The organism is Streptomyces sp. 3214.6, from assembly GCF_900129855.1.
Taxonomy (GTDB): Bacteria; Actinomycetota; Actinomycetes; order Streptomycetales; family Streptomycetaceae; genus Streptomyces; species Streptomyces soliscabiei.
In genome coordinates this window covers 9,243,282-9,257,138 of sequence record NZ_LT670819.1, presented here as the reverse complement: position 1 = coordinate 9,257,138, position 13,857 = coordinate 9,243,282, and the positions used below count along the sequence as shown (strand labels likewise).

Sequence of the window (13,857 nt, the reverse complement as noted above, 5' to 3'; positions counted from 1 at the left end):
ACCGCCACAGCCCGTCCCCGAGCGCCGTCACCCGCCCAGACCGATAATTGACCAAGCCCGATGTGACCCGCACATACACAGGTCATGAGCCGATCTGTCAATCTCATCAGGAGGTATCCGTGAGGATGCTGATCAACGTTCCGGAGACCGTGGTCGCGGACGCGCTGCGCGGAATGGCGGCCGCTCACCCAGAGCTGACCGTCGACGTCGAGAACCGGGTGATCGTGCGGCGGGACGCCCCGGTGGCCGGGAAGGTGGCGCTGGTGTCCGGCGGCGGCTCGGGGCACGAGCCGCTGCACGGCGGCTTCGTCGGACCCGGGATGCTCTCGGCGGCCTGCCCCGGCGAGGTGTTCACGTCGCCGGTGCCGGACCAGATGTTGCGGGCGGCGGCAGCCGTGAACAGCGGGGCGGGTGTGCTGTTCATCGTCAAGAACTACACCGGCGACGTCCTCAACTTCGACATGGCGGCCGAGTTGGCCGACGACGAGGGCATCCAGATCGCGAAGGTGCTGGTCAATGACGACGTGGCCGTCACCGACAGTCTCTACACGGCCGGGCGGCGCGGTACGGGGGCGACACTGTTCGTCGAGAAGATCGCGGGGGCCGCGGCCGAGGAGGGGCAGCCGTTGGAGCGGGTCGAGGCGCTCGCCCAGCAGGTGAACGAGAACTCCCGCAGCTTCGGCGTGGCGCTCAGCGCGTGCACGACACCGGCCAAGGGCGGCCCGACCTTCGACCTGCCGGACGGCGAGCTGGAGCTGGGCGTCGGCATCCACGGGGAGCCCGGCCGGGAACGGCGGGCGATGATGACGTCCGGGGAGATCGCCGACTTCGCGGTCCACGCGATCCTGGAGGACATGACACCCCGCAACCCCGTCCTTGTGCTGGTCAACGGCATGGGCGCGACGCCGCTGCTGGAGCTGTACGGGTTCAACGCCGAGGTGCAGCGCGTGCTGGCGCAGCGGGGGGTGGCCGTCGCCCATACGCTCGTCGGCAACTACGTGACGTCCCTCGACATGGCGGGCGTCTCGGTGACCCTGTGCCAGATCGACGAGGAGCTGCTGCGGCTGTGGAACGCGCCGGTGAGGACTCCCGGGCTGCGCTGGGGTGTCTGAGCCAGGGGCAGGCGCTGCGACCGTACCGACCACGCAAGGAGATCCAGTGCTAGACGCCGACTTCTTCCGCCATTGGATGACGGCGACCGCCGCGGCCGTCGACCGCGAGGCGGACCGGCTCACGGCCCTCGACTCGCCCATCGGGGACGCCGATCACGGCAGCAACATGCGGCGCGGCTTCACCGCGCTGACCGCGGCGCTGGAGCAGGAGGCGCCCCAGACTCCGGGTGCCGTGCTGGTCCTCGCCGGACGCCAACTGATCTCGACGGTGGGCGGGGCCTCGGGGCCGTTGTACGGCACGCTGCTGCGCCGGACCGGGAAGGCGCTCGGGGACGCGGCCGAGGTGGACGAGGCGCAGTTCACCGCTGCACTGCGGGTGGGCGTGGAGGCCGTGATGCAGCTGGGCGGCGCCGCGCCCGGCGACAAGACCATGATCGATGCGCTGGTGCCGGCCGTGGAGGCCCTCTCCGACGGCTTCCGCGCCGCCCGGACCGCCGCCGAACAGGGCGCAAAGGCGACGACACCGCTGCAGGCCCGCAAGGGCCGGGCCAGCTACCTCGGCGAACGCAGCATCGGCCACCAGGATCCGGGCGCGACCTCGGCGGCGCTGCTCATCGCCGCCCTCGTCGAAGCCGACGGTGCGGGGAGTGAGGCGCGGTGAGTGACGAGAAACTGGTCGGCATCGTCCTGGTGTCGCACAGCGCGGAGGTGGCCTCGGCCGTGGCCGAGCTGGCACGGCGGCTGGCGGGCGGCGGCGCGGCCGTGCCGGTCGCCGCGGCGGGTGGTACGGAGCGCGGCGAGCTGGGCACGAGCGCCGAGCTGATCACCGCTGCTGCCGCCTCGGTGGACCGGGGGGCCGGGGTCGCGGTCCTCACCGACCTCGGCAGCGCCGTCCTCACGGTCAAGGCGCTGATCGCGGAGGGCGACGAACTCCCCGACACTGCTCGCCTGGTGGACGCCCCGTTCGTCGAGGGCGCGGTGGCCGCGGTGGTGACGGCGGCTACGGGAGCCGACCTCGACGCGGTGGCAGCGGCCGCCGCGGAGGCGTACACCTACCGGAAGGTGTGACCCCCTCCGACGCCGCCCGGACGGCCGGCCGGAAATCGCCGGCCGGCAGCCCGGCCCGGCCGGCGAGGGCCCGGGCGAAGACCGGCTCGGCCTCGTCGTAGGTAGGGAGCCAGGCCGCGCGCGGGCCGGCGGCTGGTCGGCGGTCCGACGGGCGGGCGGCCCGCCTCGGCGGCGACCGTTCGGACGCTCGACGCGGACGGGCCGCCCCCTTCGCTTACCCGCTCCCGTCGTCGGCGGACGCGGCGTCCGGGCCCTCCTGGTCCCCTGCATGCTCCTGCCCCTGCGAGGTCTCAGGGGTCTGCGGGGATTCCGAAACCTCCGAGCCCTCCTGAGCCTCGCCGTCCGCCGACGCCTGCGACGCCTCCGGCTCCGGCGACTTCGCCAACTCCTTCTGGGCGACCGCCCCTTGGACGGCTGCCGTACCGGTCGGCGCCGCCCCCGCCGCGCTTCGCGCCGCAGCCAGCCACTCCAGGCCCTCCGACGCTTCCGGCTGCTCCTGAGGCTGCGTCGGCGTCTCCTCGTTCACGGCCGCCCCCCGCACGAACAGCCGCGCCAGCCGCTCCCCCACGGCCACCGCGGACGCGTGGCTCTCGATGGGGGTCGCCAGGGAGTTCTTGAAGACGATGTACGTGACGCCGGAAGGCGTGCCGCCGCCGCGCGGGTCGGGCCGGATGCCGAGTGCCTTGGCGGTGGCGTAGGACGCCTCGCCGATGATCTCGCGCGGTCCCGTGTCGCCGACGACCGCGTACTGCACCCGGTCCCGGTAGACGACGGCCGCGACGGATCCCCCGCGCACCCCGTGGTCCCGGTGGTTCCAGATGTCGCTCACCCCCGGCACCACGATGTAGGGCAGCGTCTCGGCGCTCAGATAGCGGCCGTCGGACTGCTGGTAGGCCGTGGTGTCGGAGAACAGCGGGTCGGTGCCACTGTTGCACTGCGTGCCCGGGCGGCCGTCGCAGTCGATGTCCATGTCGGCCGTCCAGAACACCGCCTCGTCGGTGCCGCACACCGGGATCGTGGCGGGCGTGCCCTCGTCGGTGCGGTAGCGGCCGCGGGAGACGGGAGCGCAGTCGCGGACCCGGGACAGCAGGTCGGCGGCGCGGACGGCGCCTTCCTGCCGGAGCACCGGTGGTCCGGCAGCACCCGGGGACGGGCGCGCGGCGGCGGTGGGGGCGGTCGGGGCCAGCAGGGCAAGGCCGGCCGCGGCCAGGGTCAGCGACTGGGCGCGCACGATACGGGACCCTCTCGTAGGACATTGACGGACACTCGGAACAATCTGGTGCCGACCGCATCACGAGGCCACTTCGAGGGGGCCGTACGGTGCACGGCCGGCGGCGCACGGCTGATCACGCACGGCGTGCGGGTGCGGTGTACAAGTGCGGTTTTTGACGGGCCGACAGCGGTAGGGCGCGGGCAACAGGGGCCGGGGTCCCAGGCGCCGTCTCGGCCCCGGGCCCCCGGCCACTTTGCCGGCGCGGGATCTGCGACGACAGCGGTCCGCGCCACGGGCATGAACTCATCAGCCCTCAGGGAGAGTTCAGCCGCAAGGAACTTCAGCATACGTAACCTCCGGAAGCGCTCACCAACGGCGTCCCGCACCGAGGCTCCCGCCCTCTTGATGTGCTCGCACCGCCACGCCATATTGGTCCGGACCATTGCCGCCGTGCCGGGCCGGGAGGCGAAGCCGTGCGACGCGTTGTGCTGTGGCTGGTGGGGTGCGGGCTGGTGGCGGCCCTGTCGTGCGGGTGCACGGGCGGTGGAGGTGACGACGGACGGGCGCCCGGCGCCCCGACGGGGGTCACCGCGCGGGCCGGGAGCGCGACGAGTGTGCACGTCATGTGGAACACGGTCGTCGCGAACCCCCCGGTCAGCGGCTACGAGGTGTACCGGGGCCACACCAAGGTCGGGGACGTGCCCGGCTCCGCGCACATGCTGGACGTCGTCCGCCTCGCACCGTCCACCGCGTACGTCTTCACCGTGCGGGCCCGCGACGTCGAGGGGCGGCTCGGTCCGGCCGGCCGGGAGGCGCGCGCCACGACCCCTGCCTCCACCGCGGCGGACCGCTCGGCCCCGACCCGGCCCCGAGCGGTGACGGGCCGGGCCGCCGGGAGCCGGGCCGTCCAGCTGTCCTGGACAGCCTCCACGGACGACCGGAAGGTGGTGTCCTACGACGTCTACCAGGGCGGCACGAAGATCCACAGTGTCGGCGGGGCCCAGACGGCGACCGTTGTCACGGGGCTGCGGCCGGGCACACGCTACGCGTTCACCGTCCGGGCGCGGGACGCGGCCGACAACGTCTCGGCCCCCGGTCCACCCGTGCGCCTCACCACCGCGCCGGGCGATGACGAGGGGGCGGACACCGCGCCGGCCGGCTTCCGGGCGAGCACCCGTCTCGCCGACGGCGCGTACTACATCGACCTGTCCTGGACGTCACCCCGCGTGGACGGTGTGGTGACGGAGTACCAGATCGTGCTCGACGGGCAGCCGGCCACCTCGCTGGTGTGGGGCGGGACCCCGCCACGCGGGAAGGCCACGTACAGCTTCTACGCGGGGCGGGAGGCGGGGATCGGTCACCGGGTGCGGCTGCGGGCGCGGCTGCCGGACGGCACCTGGGGCGCGTTCGCGACGGAGCGGACGGTGACGACGGGCGAGCCCCGCTGAGAGCCTGACGCATGGGCCGTATGAAGGAATCCGTCACCTGCCCGGGGGCGGTCCGGATGCGGGGCGGGCCCGGGGCCCGTTGGCTGCCTCTGAGGCAGCACGGGCGTACCCGACCCTCGGCGGCGCAAGGGATGTACCGCCAACCGTGCCGCCGCCGGAGGACATCCGATGCGCGTTTCCCGCCTTCTCGCCCGCTCAGGACCGACCATGGCAGCCGCCGCCGCGCTCCCCCTCGCCCTGGCCCCCGGGCCGGCCGTCGCCCGGGTTTCGGGCATCTCCGTCAGTACGACCGGCTCCACGGTCTCGGTGGTGACCAGCGCCTGCACCCAGCTCAACGGGAGCTGGGGCACGGCCGCGCTGCTCACCAGCAGCCAGGCGAGCTTCGCCCAGGGACGTCAGGTGGCGCTGTCCGGCACGACGGCAAGCCAGTCCGCCGCCTGGTCCGGCGTCTCCCCGGGCACGTACACCGTCGTCGTCATGTGCTCCAGCGGCATCACCGCGGGCACCCAGTCCGTGATCGTCTCGGCCCCGTCCGCCCCGACGATCTCCGCGACCGCCTCGCCATCGCGCGGGGTCATGGGCGGCCTCGGTGGCGCGGCCCGCGACTACGGTCCCGTCACCATGGGGGTGGGCGGCGCGCTGGTGGGCGGCGGCGTCATCGCGCTGGCCTGGTTCCTGCGCCGCCGCTCGAAGCCCTACCGGCTCTAGCGCCGGCGGCTCCGGCTCTACCGGCTCCGAGGCGATCCGCCCTGGTCCTTGTCTTGGTCCGGCTCCTCGTCCGGCTCCTCGTCCGGGTTCCTGTCCTGGTCCTGGGCCGCTGTTTCCTCCGCGGCGGGCAGCTCCTGGAGGGCCTCGGTGAGCCACTGGGTCCAGAAGGTCTCGAGTTCGATGCCCGCACGCAGGACCAGGTGCTGGAGCCTGGCCTGGGCGCTGCCCGGGCCGGGCGGGAAGTCGCGCTTCTCGATCTCCTCGTACTCGGTCAACTGCCGCCGGTGCAGCTCGAGATGGCGGCGCAGGTCGGCCTCCAGGCCCGCGGTGCCGACGACGGCAGCGGCACGCAGCCGCAGCAGCAGGGCGTCTCGGTGCGGCTTCGGGTCCTGGGTGGCCGCCGTCCACCGCGCGAGTTCGGCGCGGCCCGCGGGCAGGACCTCGTAGGCCTTCTTCTGCCCGCGGGCCGGCTGCTCGGTGGGCAGCGCCCTGATGTGGCCCTCGGCCTCCAGCTTTCCCAGCTCGCGGTAGATCTGCTGGTGCGTCGCCGACCAGAAGTAGCCGATCGACTTGTCGAAGCGGCGGGTCAGATCCAGCCCGGACGAGGGCCTCTCGAGCAGGGCGGTGAGGATCGCGTGCGGGAGTGACATGTGGTCATCCTAGGGACGCGCCCGAACGGCCCGCGTCCCCACAGCCGCCTCCCGCCGGCCGCCTCATTACAGCGCCGCCGCCAGCTCGGTGCCCTGCTGGATGGCGCGCTTGGCGTCCAGTTCGGCGGCGACGTCGGCGCCGCCGATGAGGTGCGCGCTGACGCCTGCGGCGATCAGCGCCTCGTACAGGTCCCGGCGCGGGTCCTGGCCGGTGCACAGCACGATGGTGTCGACCTCCAGGACCGTGCTCTGCTCGCTGACGGTGACATGCAGTCCCGCGTCGTCGATCCGGTCGTAGCGCACACCCGGGACCATGGTGACGCCGCGGTGCTTGAGCTCGGTGCGGTGGATCCAGCCGGTGGTCTTGCCGAGACCCGCGCCGACCTTGGTCGTCTTGCGCTGGAGCAGGTGGACGGTGCGCGGCGGAGCGGGGCGCTCGGGGGCGACGAGACCGCCGGGGGCCCGGTAGTCCATGTCGACGCCCCACTGGCGGAAGTACGTCGCCGGGTCCTCGCTCGCCTTGTCGCCGCCGTCGGTGAGGAACTCGGCGACGTCGAAGCCGATGCCGCCCGCGCCGAGGATCGCGACGCGGTCGCCGACGGGAGCGCCGTCGCGCAGGACGTCGAGGTAGCCGACGACGCTCGGGTGGTCGACGCCGGGGATGTCGGGGGTGCGGGGGCTGACGCCGGTGGCGACGACGACCTCGTCGTAGGACTCCACGTCGCCTGCCGTCACAGGGGTGTCGAGGCGTACGTCCACGCCGTGCGCGTCGAGCTGGTGGCGGAAGTAGCGCAGCGTCTCGTCGAACTCCTGCTTGCCCGGGACCTTGCGGGCGACGTTGAGCTGGCCGCCGATCTCGCTCGCGGCGTCGAACAACGTCACCGCATGACCGCGTTCTGCGGCGCTGACCGCGCAGGCGAGGCCCGCCGGGCCCGCGCCCACCACCGCGACGCGCTTGCGCAGCCGGGTCGGGGCGAGGACCAGCTCGGTCTCGTGGCAGGCGCGCGGGTTGACCAGGCAGGAGGTGATCTTGCCGCTGAAGGTGTGGTCGAGGCAGGCCTGGTTGCAGCCGATGCAGGTGTTGATCGCCTCGGGCGTGCCGGCGGCGGCCTTGTTCACGAAGTCGGGGTCGGCCAGCATCGGCCGGGCCATGGAGATCATGTCCGCGCAGCCGTCGGCGAGCAACTCCTCGGCGACCTCGGGGGTGTTGATGCGGTTGGTGGTGACGAGCGGGATGCTCACCGCGCCCATCAGCTTCTTCGTGACCCAGGTGTAGGCGCCGCGCGGCACGGAGGTCGCGATGGTGGGGATGCGGGCCTCGTGCCAGCCGATGCCGGTGTTGATGATGGTCGCGCCGGCCGCCTCGACGGCCCGGGCGAGGGTGACGACCTCGTCGAGGGTGGAGCCGCCGGGCACCAGGTCCAGCATGGACAGCCGGTAGACGACGATGAAGTCCTCGCCGACCGCCTCGCGCACCCTGCGGACGATCTCGACGGGGAACCGCATCCGGTTCTCGTACGCACCGCCCCAGCGGTCGGTGCGTTGGTTGGTGTGCGCGGCGATGAACTCGTTGATGAGATAACCCTCGGAGCCCATGATCTCGACGCCGTCGTAGCCGGCCTGCCGGGCGAGGCGGGCGGCGCGGGCATAGTCGTCGATCGTCCGTTCGACGTCGGCGTCGGTGAGCTCGCGGGGCGGGAAGGGGCTGATGGGGGCCTGGAGGGGGCTCGGGGCGACCAGGTCACGGTGGTAGGCGTAGCGGCCGAAGTGCAGGATCTGCATCGCGATGCGGCCGCCCTCGCGGTGCACGGCGTCGGTGATCTGCCGGTGCTGGTCGGCCTCCGCGTCCGTGGTGAGCTTGGCGCCGCCCTCGGACGGCCGTCCCTCGTCGTTGGGGGCGATGCCGCCGGTGACGATGAGGCCCACTCCCCCGCGGGCGCGGGCTGCATAGAAGGCGGCCATGCGTTCGAAGCCGCGCTCGGCCTCCTCCAGGCCGACGTGCATCGAGCCCATCAGGACGCGGTTGGGCAGCGTGGTGAAGCCCAGATCGAGCGGGCTCAGCAGGTGCGGGTAACGGCTCATGGCGGGGCAGGCCTCCGTGCGCGGCGGTAGTTCCTCCAGTTCTAGAGGACCGCACACGGTTTATGCAACTAGTTGCACAATAGACTCCGGCTCATGTGCCGCAGGTCACCGCCTCACCGCCTCACCGGCTTTCGAGCAGTACGTGCAGCTCGCGCTCCTGGTCCCCGGAGGCCGAGGAGAGGTCGCGTACCGCGAACACCGAGTCCAGCGTCGAACGGAGCCGCTCGATCGCCCAGTAACTGCCCTGCGCGTCGGCCTCGACGGAGGACGAGAGCCGGGCCGGGCGGGCGCAGTCGTGCGCCTCGGTGACCTCGAAGGTGCCGAGCCACACCATCGGGCGGGTCTCGTGCAGTTGCTGCGGCACCTCGTCGGGGCCGCGGTCCGACTCGAAGCACTCGTTGAGCGTGTCGAACACGATCCGGGCGTCTTCCTTGTTGCATCCGCTGATCTCGACGGAGACGGACTCCTCGTGCGATCGTTCGCGATCCATCGTGATCGCTCCTCTCGTGGCGGTGGCGCGGCAGTGCGGGTTCCCCGCGAACCGCGCCACATCCCCAGAAAAGCACCACTTTCCGAGCGGGACCAGCGACGGCAGCCGCCCGCACTGCCCGCCCGGCCGGGGTCGGCGCGCGGCCTCTCGGCCGCGCGCCGGGCTCAGCTCCGCGTGAAGCGGTACGTCTTGCTGTCGGTCAGCACGCAGAAGCCGGGCGAGACGACGATCACGCGCAGGGTGCCGCTGCGGCGGTCATAGTCGACGCCCTCGGCCTCGAACGTGCCGGAGCAGGAGCTGCGCAGCGGCAGCTGGCGCAGGGCCGTCACATGACCGGTGACGTCGGCCGTGCCGTTCGGCTCGGCGGACAGGTCGATCCGCAGGAGCGGCTTGGTGATGCCGAAGAGGGTGCCGGACGGGTCGTCGGAGGAGCACAGCAGGGTGGTCGGGCCGGTGAAGTCGCAGCCCTGGACGTCGCGGACGGCGTGGTCGAGGCGGACGGTGGACACCTGTGGCAGGTTCGCCGAGGGCGAGGTGGCGGCGTTGGCGCCGGGCGTCGGGAAGACGAGGAACCGGGTCATGGTGCCCCACTCGCCCGACAACATCCACTTGCTGTCCGGGGTGATCGCCACCCAGGAGTTGTTGAGGGCCTCGCCCGAGCCGAGCGCGTGGACGTACTCCGACCAGGCGCCGCCCGGCGCCTGCACCCGGTACATCTTCGAGGTGCCCGAGTCGCTCTGGTACGGCTCGACGTAGTAGCCGTCGTAGGAGGCGTCCGGGTCGCCGACGTGGTTCCAGCCCCGCGTGGAGACGGAGAACGGGATGGTGCCGATGCCGGTGTAGCGGTTGGCGCTGTTCGCCGGGGTCTCGACCGAGGCCAGTCCCTGACTCTCGGTCAGCGGGTCGGCGCGGTCGGAGCCGACCTCGGTCCAGGTGTCGGCGGCCGCTGCGGGCGGGGCCGCGGAGAGGGCGGTGACCGTGGCGACGGCCAGCGCGAGGAAGGCGGCGCGGGCGGTACGGGCGGTCCTGGACAGGGGACGGCGCAGGCGGGCAGGGCGCAGGGGCATGGGTCTCCTCGGCAACGGGGGGGTGGGGCGCGCTCGGCGGACAGTCTGGCCCGGCATCGTAGTCATGTACAGACCAATACGATGGACAGGGGCGGACCCTGAGGAGAACGGCGCGCGAAGCCGTACTGGAGGAGCATGGGGAAGGGCCCTCAAGGCGTGGGAGAAAAGGGTTGAGCGCGGTAGAACAGGGGGAGTCGGCACGGGGGACGGCGTGCCGCGTCGATGTCCGGAGGCGGTGCGTGGCATGAGTGCAGGCGGATCGTCCGCGGCCGAGGGTGGCGGCCCGACAGGCCCCAGCGGGCTGCTGGACGTGCTGAACGTGGCCTCGGTGGTACTCGACACCGAAGGCCGTATCGCGCTGTGGAGTCCGCAGGCCGAAGAGCTGTTCGGCTACTCGGCGCAGGAGGCGCTGGGGCGCTACGCGGCCCGGGTGATGGTCAACGAGCAGCACGTCGACCTGGTGGTGAAACTGTTCGCGGACGTCATGGCCACCGGCCGGAGCTGGGCGGGGGCGTTCCCCATCCGGCGCAAGGACGGCACCACCCGGTTGGTGGAGTTCCGCAACATGCGGCTCATGGACGACCGGGGCAACGTGTACGCCCTGGGCCTCGCCGCCGACCGCACGACGGTGCGCCGGCTGGAGCGGGACGTCGCCCTGTCCACGCGGATGGTCGAACAGTCCCCCAACGGCCTCGCCGTCCTGGACACCGACCTGCGGTACGTCTCGGTCAACTCCGCGATGGAACGGCTCAACGGTGTGCCCGCCGAGGACCACCTGGGGCGGACAATCCCCGAGGTGCTGCCCCGGGTGGACGCGGAGCTCCTGGAGTCCGCGGCGCGCCAGGTGCTGCGGACCGGGAAGCCGCTCGTCGACCGGTTCACGGTCGGCCGCACCCCCGCCGACCCGGACGAGGACCACGCCTGGTCGGTCTCCCTCTACCGCCTGGAGGACGCCCGCGGCACCGTGCTGGGCGTGGCCGCCTCGGTCGTCGACGTCACCGACCGGCACCGGGCGGCCGTCGAGGCGGAGTCGGCGCGCCGCCGGCTGGCGCTGACCGCGGACGCCTCGGCCCGGATCGGTACCACCCTGGACCTGGAGCGCACCGCCCGCGAACTGGCCGACGTGGCCGTTCCGGAGCTGGCGGACGTGGCCGCGGTGGAACTGCTCGACGCCGTGGTTGCGGGCCGGCGCACCAGCCTCGGCCCCGCGGAGGACGCGGTGATCCGCGCCCTGGCCGTCCGGGTGTACAACGCGCCCGACGCCCTACAGGCCTCCGACCCGCCCGGCCAGGTCGCCCGCTACGGGCCGCAGCGGCTCATCACGGAGTGCGTGCGCACCGGCCGGCCGGTCATGGTCGCGCAGGTCAAGGACGAGGACCTCACGCGCATCGCCCGCTCCCCCGAGTCGGCCGAGCTGCTGGCCCGGGCGGGTGTCCACTCCTATCTGGCCGTGCCGCTCATCGCGCGGGGCGAGGTGCTCGGCGCCCTCGACCTGAAGCGGATCCACCATCCGCTCCCCTTCGGCCGGGACGACCTGCTGCTCGCCCGCGAACTGGCCGCGCGCGCCGCCGTGCAGATCGACAACGCCCGCTGGTACCAGAACGCCCGCACCACCGCGCTCACCCTGCAGCGCAGTCTGCTGCCGAGTCATCCGGCCGTCACCGGCGGCCTGGAGGTCGCCTCCCGCTACCAGCCCGCCGGGGCCACCACCGAGGTCGGCGGCGACTGGTTCGACGTCATCCCGCTGCCGGACGGCAAGACGGCGCTCGTCGTCGGCGACGTCATGGGCAGCGGCATCGACGCCGCCGCGACGATGGGCCGGCTGCGCACCGCGACGACCACGCTGGCCTCCCTCGACCTGGACCCGGCGGTCCTCCTCGAGCACCTCGACCGGATCACCCAGGGCCTGGACCACTCCATCGCCACCTGCGTGTACGCCGTCCACGACCCCCGACTCGGGCAGTGCCGGATCGCCAACGCGGGACATCTGCCGCCCGCCCGGGTGCGGCCGGGCCGGCCGCCGGAGCTGCTGGACCTGCCCACCGGGGCGCCGCTGGGCGTGGGCGGGGTGGCGTTCTCCACGACCGACGTCGACTTCGCGCCCGGCGACCAGCTCGTGCTGTACACGGACGGGCTCGTCGAGACCCGCGTGCACTCCCTCGACGAGCGTCTGGAGGCGCTGCTGGCGCTGCTCGACGACCCCGCGCGCCCCCTGGAGGAGTTGTGCGACCTGCTGCTGAGCGCGCTGCACCATCCCGACAACCACGACGACGTGGCACTGCTGGTGGCACGGGCGCGGTCGACCGCCTAGCCGGCCCTTCGCCGCGATTCACAGGCTGCTGTTACCGGTTCCTTATCGGGCACCTCGGACAATCACAGTGAGGCGTGGCAGTGGTGCCGCCGTCGTGGCCGAGGAGAGTGAGCCGTGATGCAGGAGCCGCAGAAGCCGGAAGGGCCGGAAGAGCCGCACGAGGTCGAACTGCTGTCGGGACCGGTCGACGAGGAACGCGAACACGCCCACCTGCGCGCACTGTGGCAGCCGCGGTCCGCCCGCGGGCGGGCGGTGATCGCGGCCACGACCGTCGCCGTTCTGGCGCTCGGCGGCACCGTGGCGTACGCGGCGACGAACGGCTCGGACGGCGGCTCACCCTCCGCGTCACCCTCCGCCTCCTCCTCCGAGGGCCCCGGCGGACGGCACGGTCACGGTGGCCCGTGGTTCGGCATGGGCGGCGACGCGGTGCACGGTGAGGCGACCGTCAAGGACCCCGACACCGGCAAGTGGGTCGTCCGCATATGGCAGCGGGGCACGGTGCAGAAGGTGAACGACGACCGGGTCACCGTCAAGAGCGAGGACGGCACGTCGTGGACGTGGACGGTGCCTTCGGACACCTCCGTCCGGTCCGGCGGCGGCTCCAGCTCCGGGGCAGGCTCGCTGAAGAAGGGTGACACGGTGTACGTCGTCGGGTCCCGTTCCGGCGACACCAACACGGCCGACCGCGTCCTGTCGGGCGCCTTCGACGACCATGGCCCGGGCAGCCGGCGCGGCGGCTTCCCGGGGCACGGCCCGTGGGACCGCGGCGCCGACCGCTCCCCCAGCCCCACGGGCAGCGGCGCCGCTACCTGACCCTGGTGCCGACGACCACGTGGGCGTACAGCTCCTCGTCCTGCGCCAGACGCACCGCCAGGCCGGCGTCGGTGAACGCCTCGACGGCGGCCGGGGCCTGCAGCTCACTGGTCTCGATGAGGAGGCAGCCGCCGGGGGCGAGCCACTGTGGCGCCTCGGCGGCCACCCGGCGCAGCACGTCCAGCCCGTCGCCGCCGCCGTCGAGAGCGGTGAGCGGCTCGTGCTCACGAGCCTCCACCGGCAGCAGCGGGACCTCGCCGGTGGGGACGTACGGCACGTTGGCGGCAAGGATGTCGACGCGGCCGCGGAGTCGGGCGGGCAGCGCCTCGAACAGGTCGCCGGTGTAGACGTGTCCGCCGTGCCCGGCGACGTTGCGCCGCGCACAGCGCACGGCCGCCGGGTCGATGTCGGCGGCGTGCAGCTCGACCTGGTCCAGGGAGGCGGCGAGGGCGGCGCCGACCGCGCCCGAGCCGCAGCACAGGTCGACGACGACGCAGGCGTGCGGCGCCGTGGCAAGGGCCTGGTCGACGAGGAACTCGGTGCGGCGGCGGGGCACGAAGACGCCCGTCTCGACGATGATGCGCCGGCCGTGGAACTCGGCCCAGCCCACGACGTGTTCGAGGGGCAGACCCGATGCACGGCGCTCCGCCATGGCGGCGGCCTCGTCCAGGGTCCGGGCCGCGGTGAGGATCAACTCGGCCTCGTCCTCGGCGAAGACGCAACCAGCGGCCCGCAGAACGGCGACAAGGCCGTCACGGACCGAGGAAGGGGGCGCCGGCTGACGCTCTGAAGGAGAGGAGGAGAAAGGGGAGGGCGAAGCAGCAGCAGAAGAAGAAGGGGGCATGGAGCCGAAGAGCCTTTCGGAAGCCGAAGGGCGCTCTCGCGGTCGCCTACG

The 13,857-nt window shown here is 73.0% G+C and carries 12 protein-coding genes and 1 pseudogene; 7 read left to right on the top strand and 6 right to left on the bottom strand.

Going from position 1 to position 13,857, the window contains the following annotated elements; translation table 11 throughout:
- Nucleotides 1-119: 119 nt before the first annotated feature.
- From dhaK to dhaM, 3 genes are read left to right on the top strand one after another with little or no spacing between them, the layout of a single operon-like run.
- Nucleotides 120-1,112, top strand: coding sequence for a dihydroxyacetone kinase subunit DhaK (dhaK, locus tag B5557_RS41860; RefSeq protein WP_079664419.1), 993 nt, complete (start codon nt 120-122; stop codon nt 1,110-1,112).
- Between the two features lie 46 nt (nt 1,113-1,158).
- Nucleotides 1,159-1,773, top strand: a complete 615-nt coding sequence (gene dhaL / locus B5557_RS41855; RefSeq protein ID WP_079664418.1) for a dihydroxyacetone kinase subunit DhaL — start codon at nt 1,159-1,161, stop codon at nt 1,771-1,773.
- Entirely contained in the window at nt 1,770-2,180 is a 411-nt protein-coding gene (dhaM, locus tag B5557_RS41850) for a dihydroxyacetone kinase phosphoryl donor subunit DhaM (RefSeq protein ID WP_079664417.1), read from the top strand. Before dhaL ends, dhaM begins: the two co-directional genes overlap by 4 nt.
- A 526-nt stretch (nt 2,181-2,706) precedes the next feature.
- On the opposite strand, the pseudogene B5557_RS41840 reads toward dhaM, so the two are convergent.
- Nucleotides 2,707-3,411: pseudogene (locus B5557_RS41840) on the bottom strand (glycoside hydrolase family 75 protein); the annotation flags it as partial.
- Nucleotides 3,412-3,866: 455 nt separating this feature from the next.
- Here B5557_RS41840 and B5557_RS41835 point away from each other — a divergent pair.
- Nucleotides 3,867-4,841 (top strand): fibronectin type III domain-containing protein, encoded by a 975-nt coding sequence (locus tag B5557_RS41835; RefSeq protein ID WP_079664415.1) that lies wholly within the window; start codon nt 3,867-3,869, stop codon nt 4,839-4,841.
- Between the two features lie 168 nt (nt 4,842-5,009).
- A complete protein-coding gene (locus B5557_RS41830) occupies nt 5,010-5,549 on the top strand; it encodes a hypothetical protein (RefSeq protein ID WP_079664414.1) in 540 nt (179 codons plus the stop codon).
- Between the two features lie 17 nt (nt 5,550-5,566).
- Here B5557_RS41830 and B5557_RS41825 read toward each other — a convergent pair whose 3' ends face one another.
- The 4 genes from B5557_RS41825 to B5557_RS41810 form a co-directional block, all read right to left on the bottom strand.
- The gene (locus tag B5557_RS41825; protein WP_231976165.1) at nt 5,567-6,199 is read right to left on the bottom strand and encodes a PadR family transcriptional regulator; all 633 of its coding nucleotides are present in this window, start codon (nt 6,197-6,199) and stop codon (nt 5,567-5,569) included.
- A gap of 66 nt (nt 6,200-6,265) precedes the next feature.
- Nucleotides 6,266-8,281: an oxidoreductase gene (locus B5557_RS41820; protein WP_079664413.1), complete on the bottom strand. Its 2,016-nt coding sequence runs from the start codon at nt 8,279-8,281 to the stop codon at nt 6,266-6,268.
- Nucleotides 8,282-8,402: 121 nt separating this feature from the next.
- The gene (locus B5557_RS41815) at nt 8,403-8,771 is read right to left on the bottom strand and encodes a hypothetical protein (RefSeq protein ID WP_079664412.1); all 369 of its coding nucleotides are present in this window, start codon (nt 8,769-8,771) and stop codon (nt 8,403-8,405) included.
- 164 nt (nt 8,772-8,935) lie between these two features.
- Nucleotides 8,936-9,838, bottom strand: coding sequence for a hypothetical protein (locus B5557_RS41810; protein ID WP_079664411.1), 903 nt, complete (start codon nt 9,836-9,838; stop codon nt 8,936-8,938).
- 244 nt (nt 9,839-10,082) lie between these two features.
- Here B5557_RS41810 and B5557_RS41805 point away from each other — a divergent pair, with 244 nt between their 5' ends.
- Both B5557_RS41805 and B5557_RS41800 read left to right on the top strand, forming a co-directional pair.
- Nucleotides 10,083-12,149: a SpoIIE family protein phosphatase gene (locus tag B5557_RS41805; RefSeq protein ID WP_079664410.1), complete on the top strand. Its 2,067-nt coding sequence runs from the start codon at nt 10,083-10,085 to the stop codon at nt 12,147-12,149.
- A gap of 117 nt (nt 12,150-12,266) precedes the next feature.
- The gene (locus B5557_RS41800; protein WP_079664409.1) at nt 12,267-12,962 is read left to right on the top strand and encodes a hypothetical protein; all 696 of its coding nucleotides are present in this window, start codon (nt 12,267-12,269) and stop codon (nt 12,960-12,962) included.
- Here the strand turns inward: B5557_RS41800 and B5557_RS41795 are convergent.
- Nucleotides 12,955-13,806 carry a putative protein N(5)-glutamine methyltransferase gene (locus B5557_RS41795; protein WP_079664408.1) on the bottom strand — a complete coding sequence of 284 codons (852 nt, stop codon included), beginning with the start codon at nt 13,804-13,806 and terminating at the stop codon, nt 12,955-12,957. The two genes, B5557_RS41800 and B5557_RS41795, sit on opposite strands and share 8 nt — an antisense overlap.
- Between the last annotated feature and the right edge of the window lie 51 nt (nt 13,807-13,857).

Coding starts and splice junctions, on each gene's coding strand:
- B5557_RS41810 (WP_079664411.1), bottom strand. CDS start 9,838: ATGCCCCTGCGCCCTGCCCGCCTGCGCCGTCCCCTGTCCAGGACCGCC.
- B5557_RS41820 (WP_079664413.1), bottom strand. CDS start 8,281: ATGAGCCGTTACCCGCACCTGCTGAGCCCGCTCGATCTGGGCTTCACC.
- B5557_RS41800 (WP_079664409.1), top strand. CDS start 12,267: ATGCAGGAGCCGCAGAAGCCGGAAGGGCCGGAAGAGCCGCACGAGGTC.
- B5557_RS41805 (WP_079664410.1), top strand. CDS start 10,083: ATGAGTGCAGGCGGATCGTCCGCGGCCGAGGGTGGCGGCCCGACAGGC.
- B5557_RS41795 (WP_079664408.1), bottom strand. CDS start 13,806: ATGCCCCCTTCTTCTTCTGCTGCTGCTTCGCCCTCCCCTTTCTCCTCC.
- B5557_RS41830 (WP_079664414.1), top strand. CDS start 5,010: ATGCGCGTTTCCCGCCTTCTCGCCCGCTCAGGACCGACCATGGCAGCC.
- B5557_RS41815 (WP_079664412.1), bottom strand. CDS start 8,771: ATGGATCGCGAACGATCGCACGAGGAGTCCGTCTCCGTCGAGATCAGC.
- B5557_RS41825 (WP_231976165.1), bottom strand. CDS start 6,199: ATGTCACTCCCGCACGCGATCCTCACCGCCCTGCTCGAGAGGCCCTCG.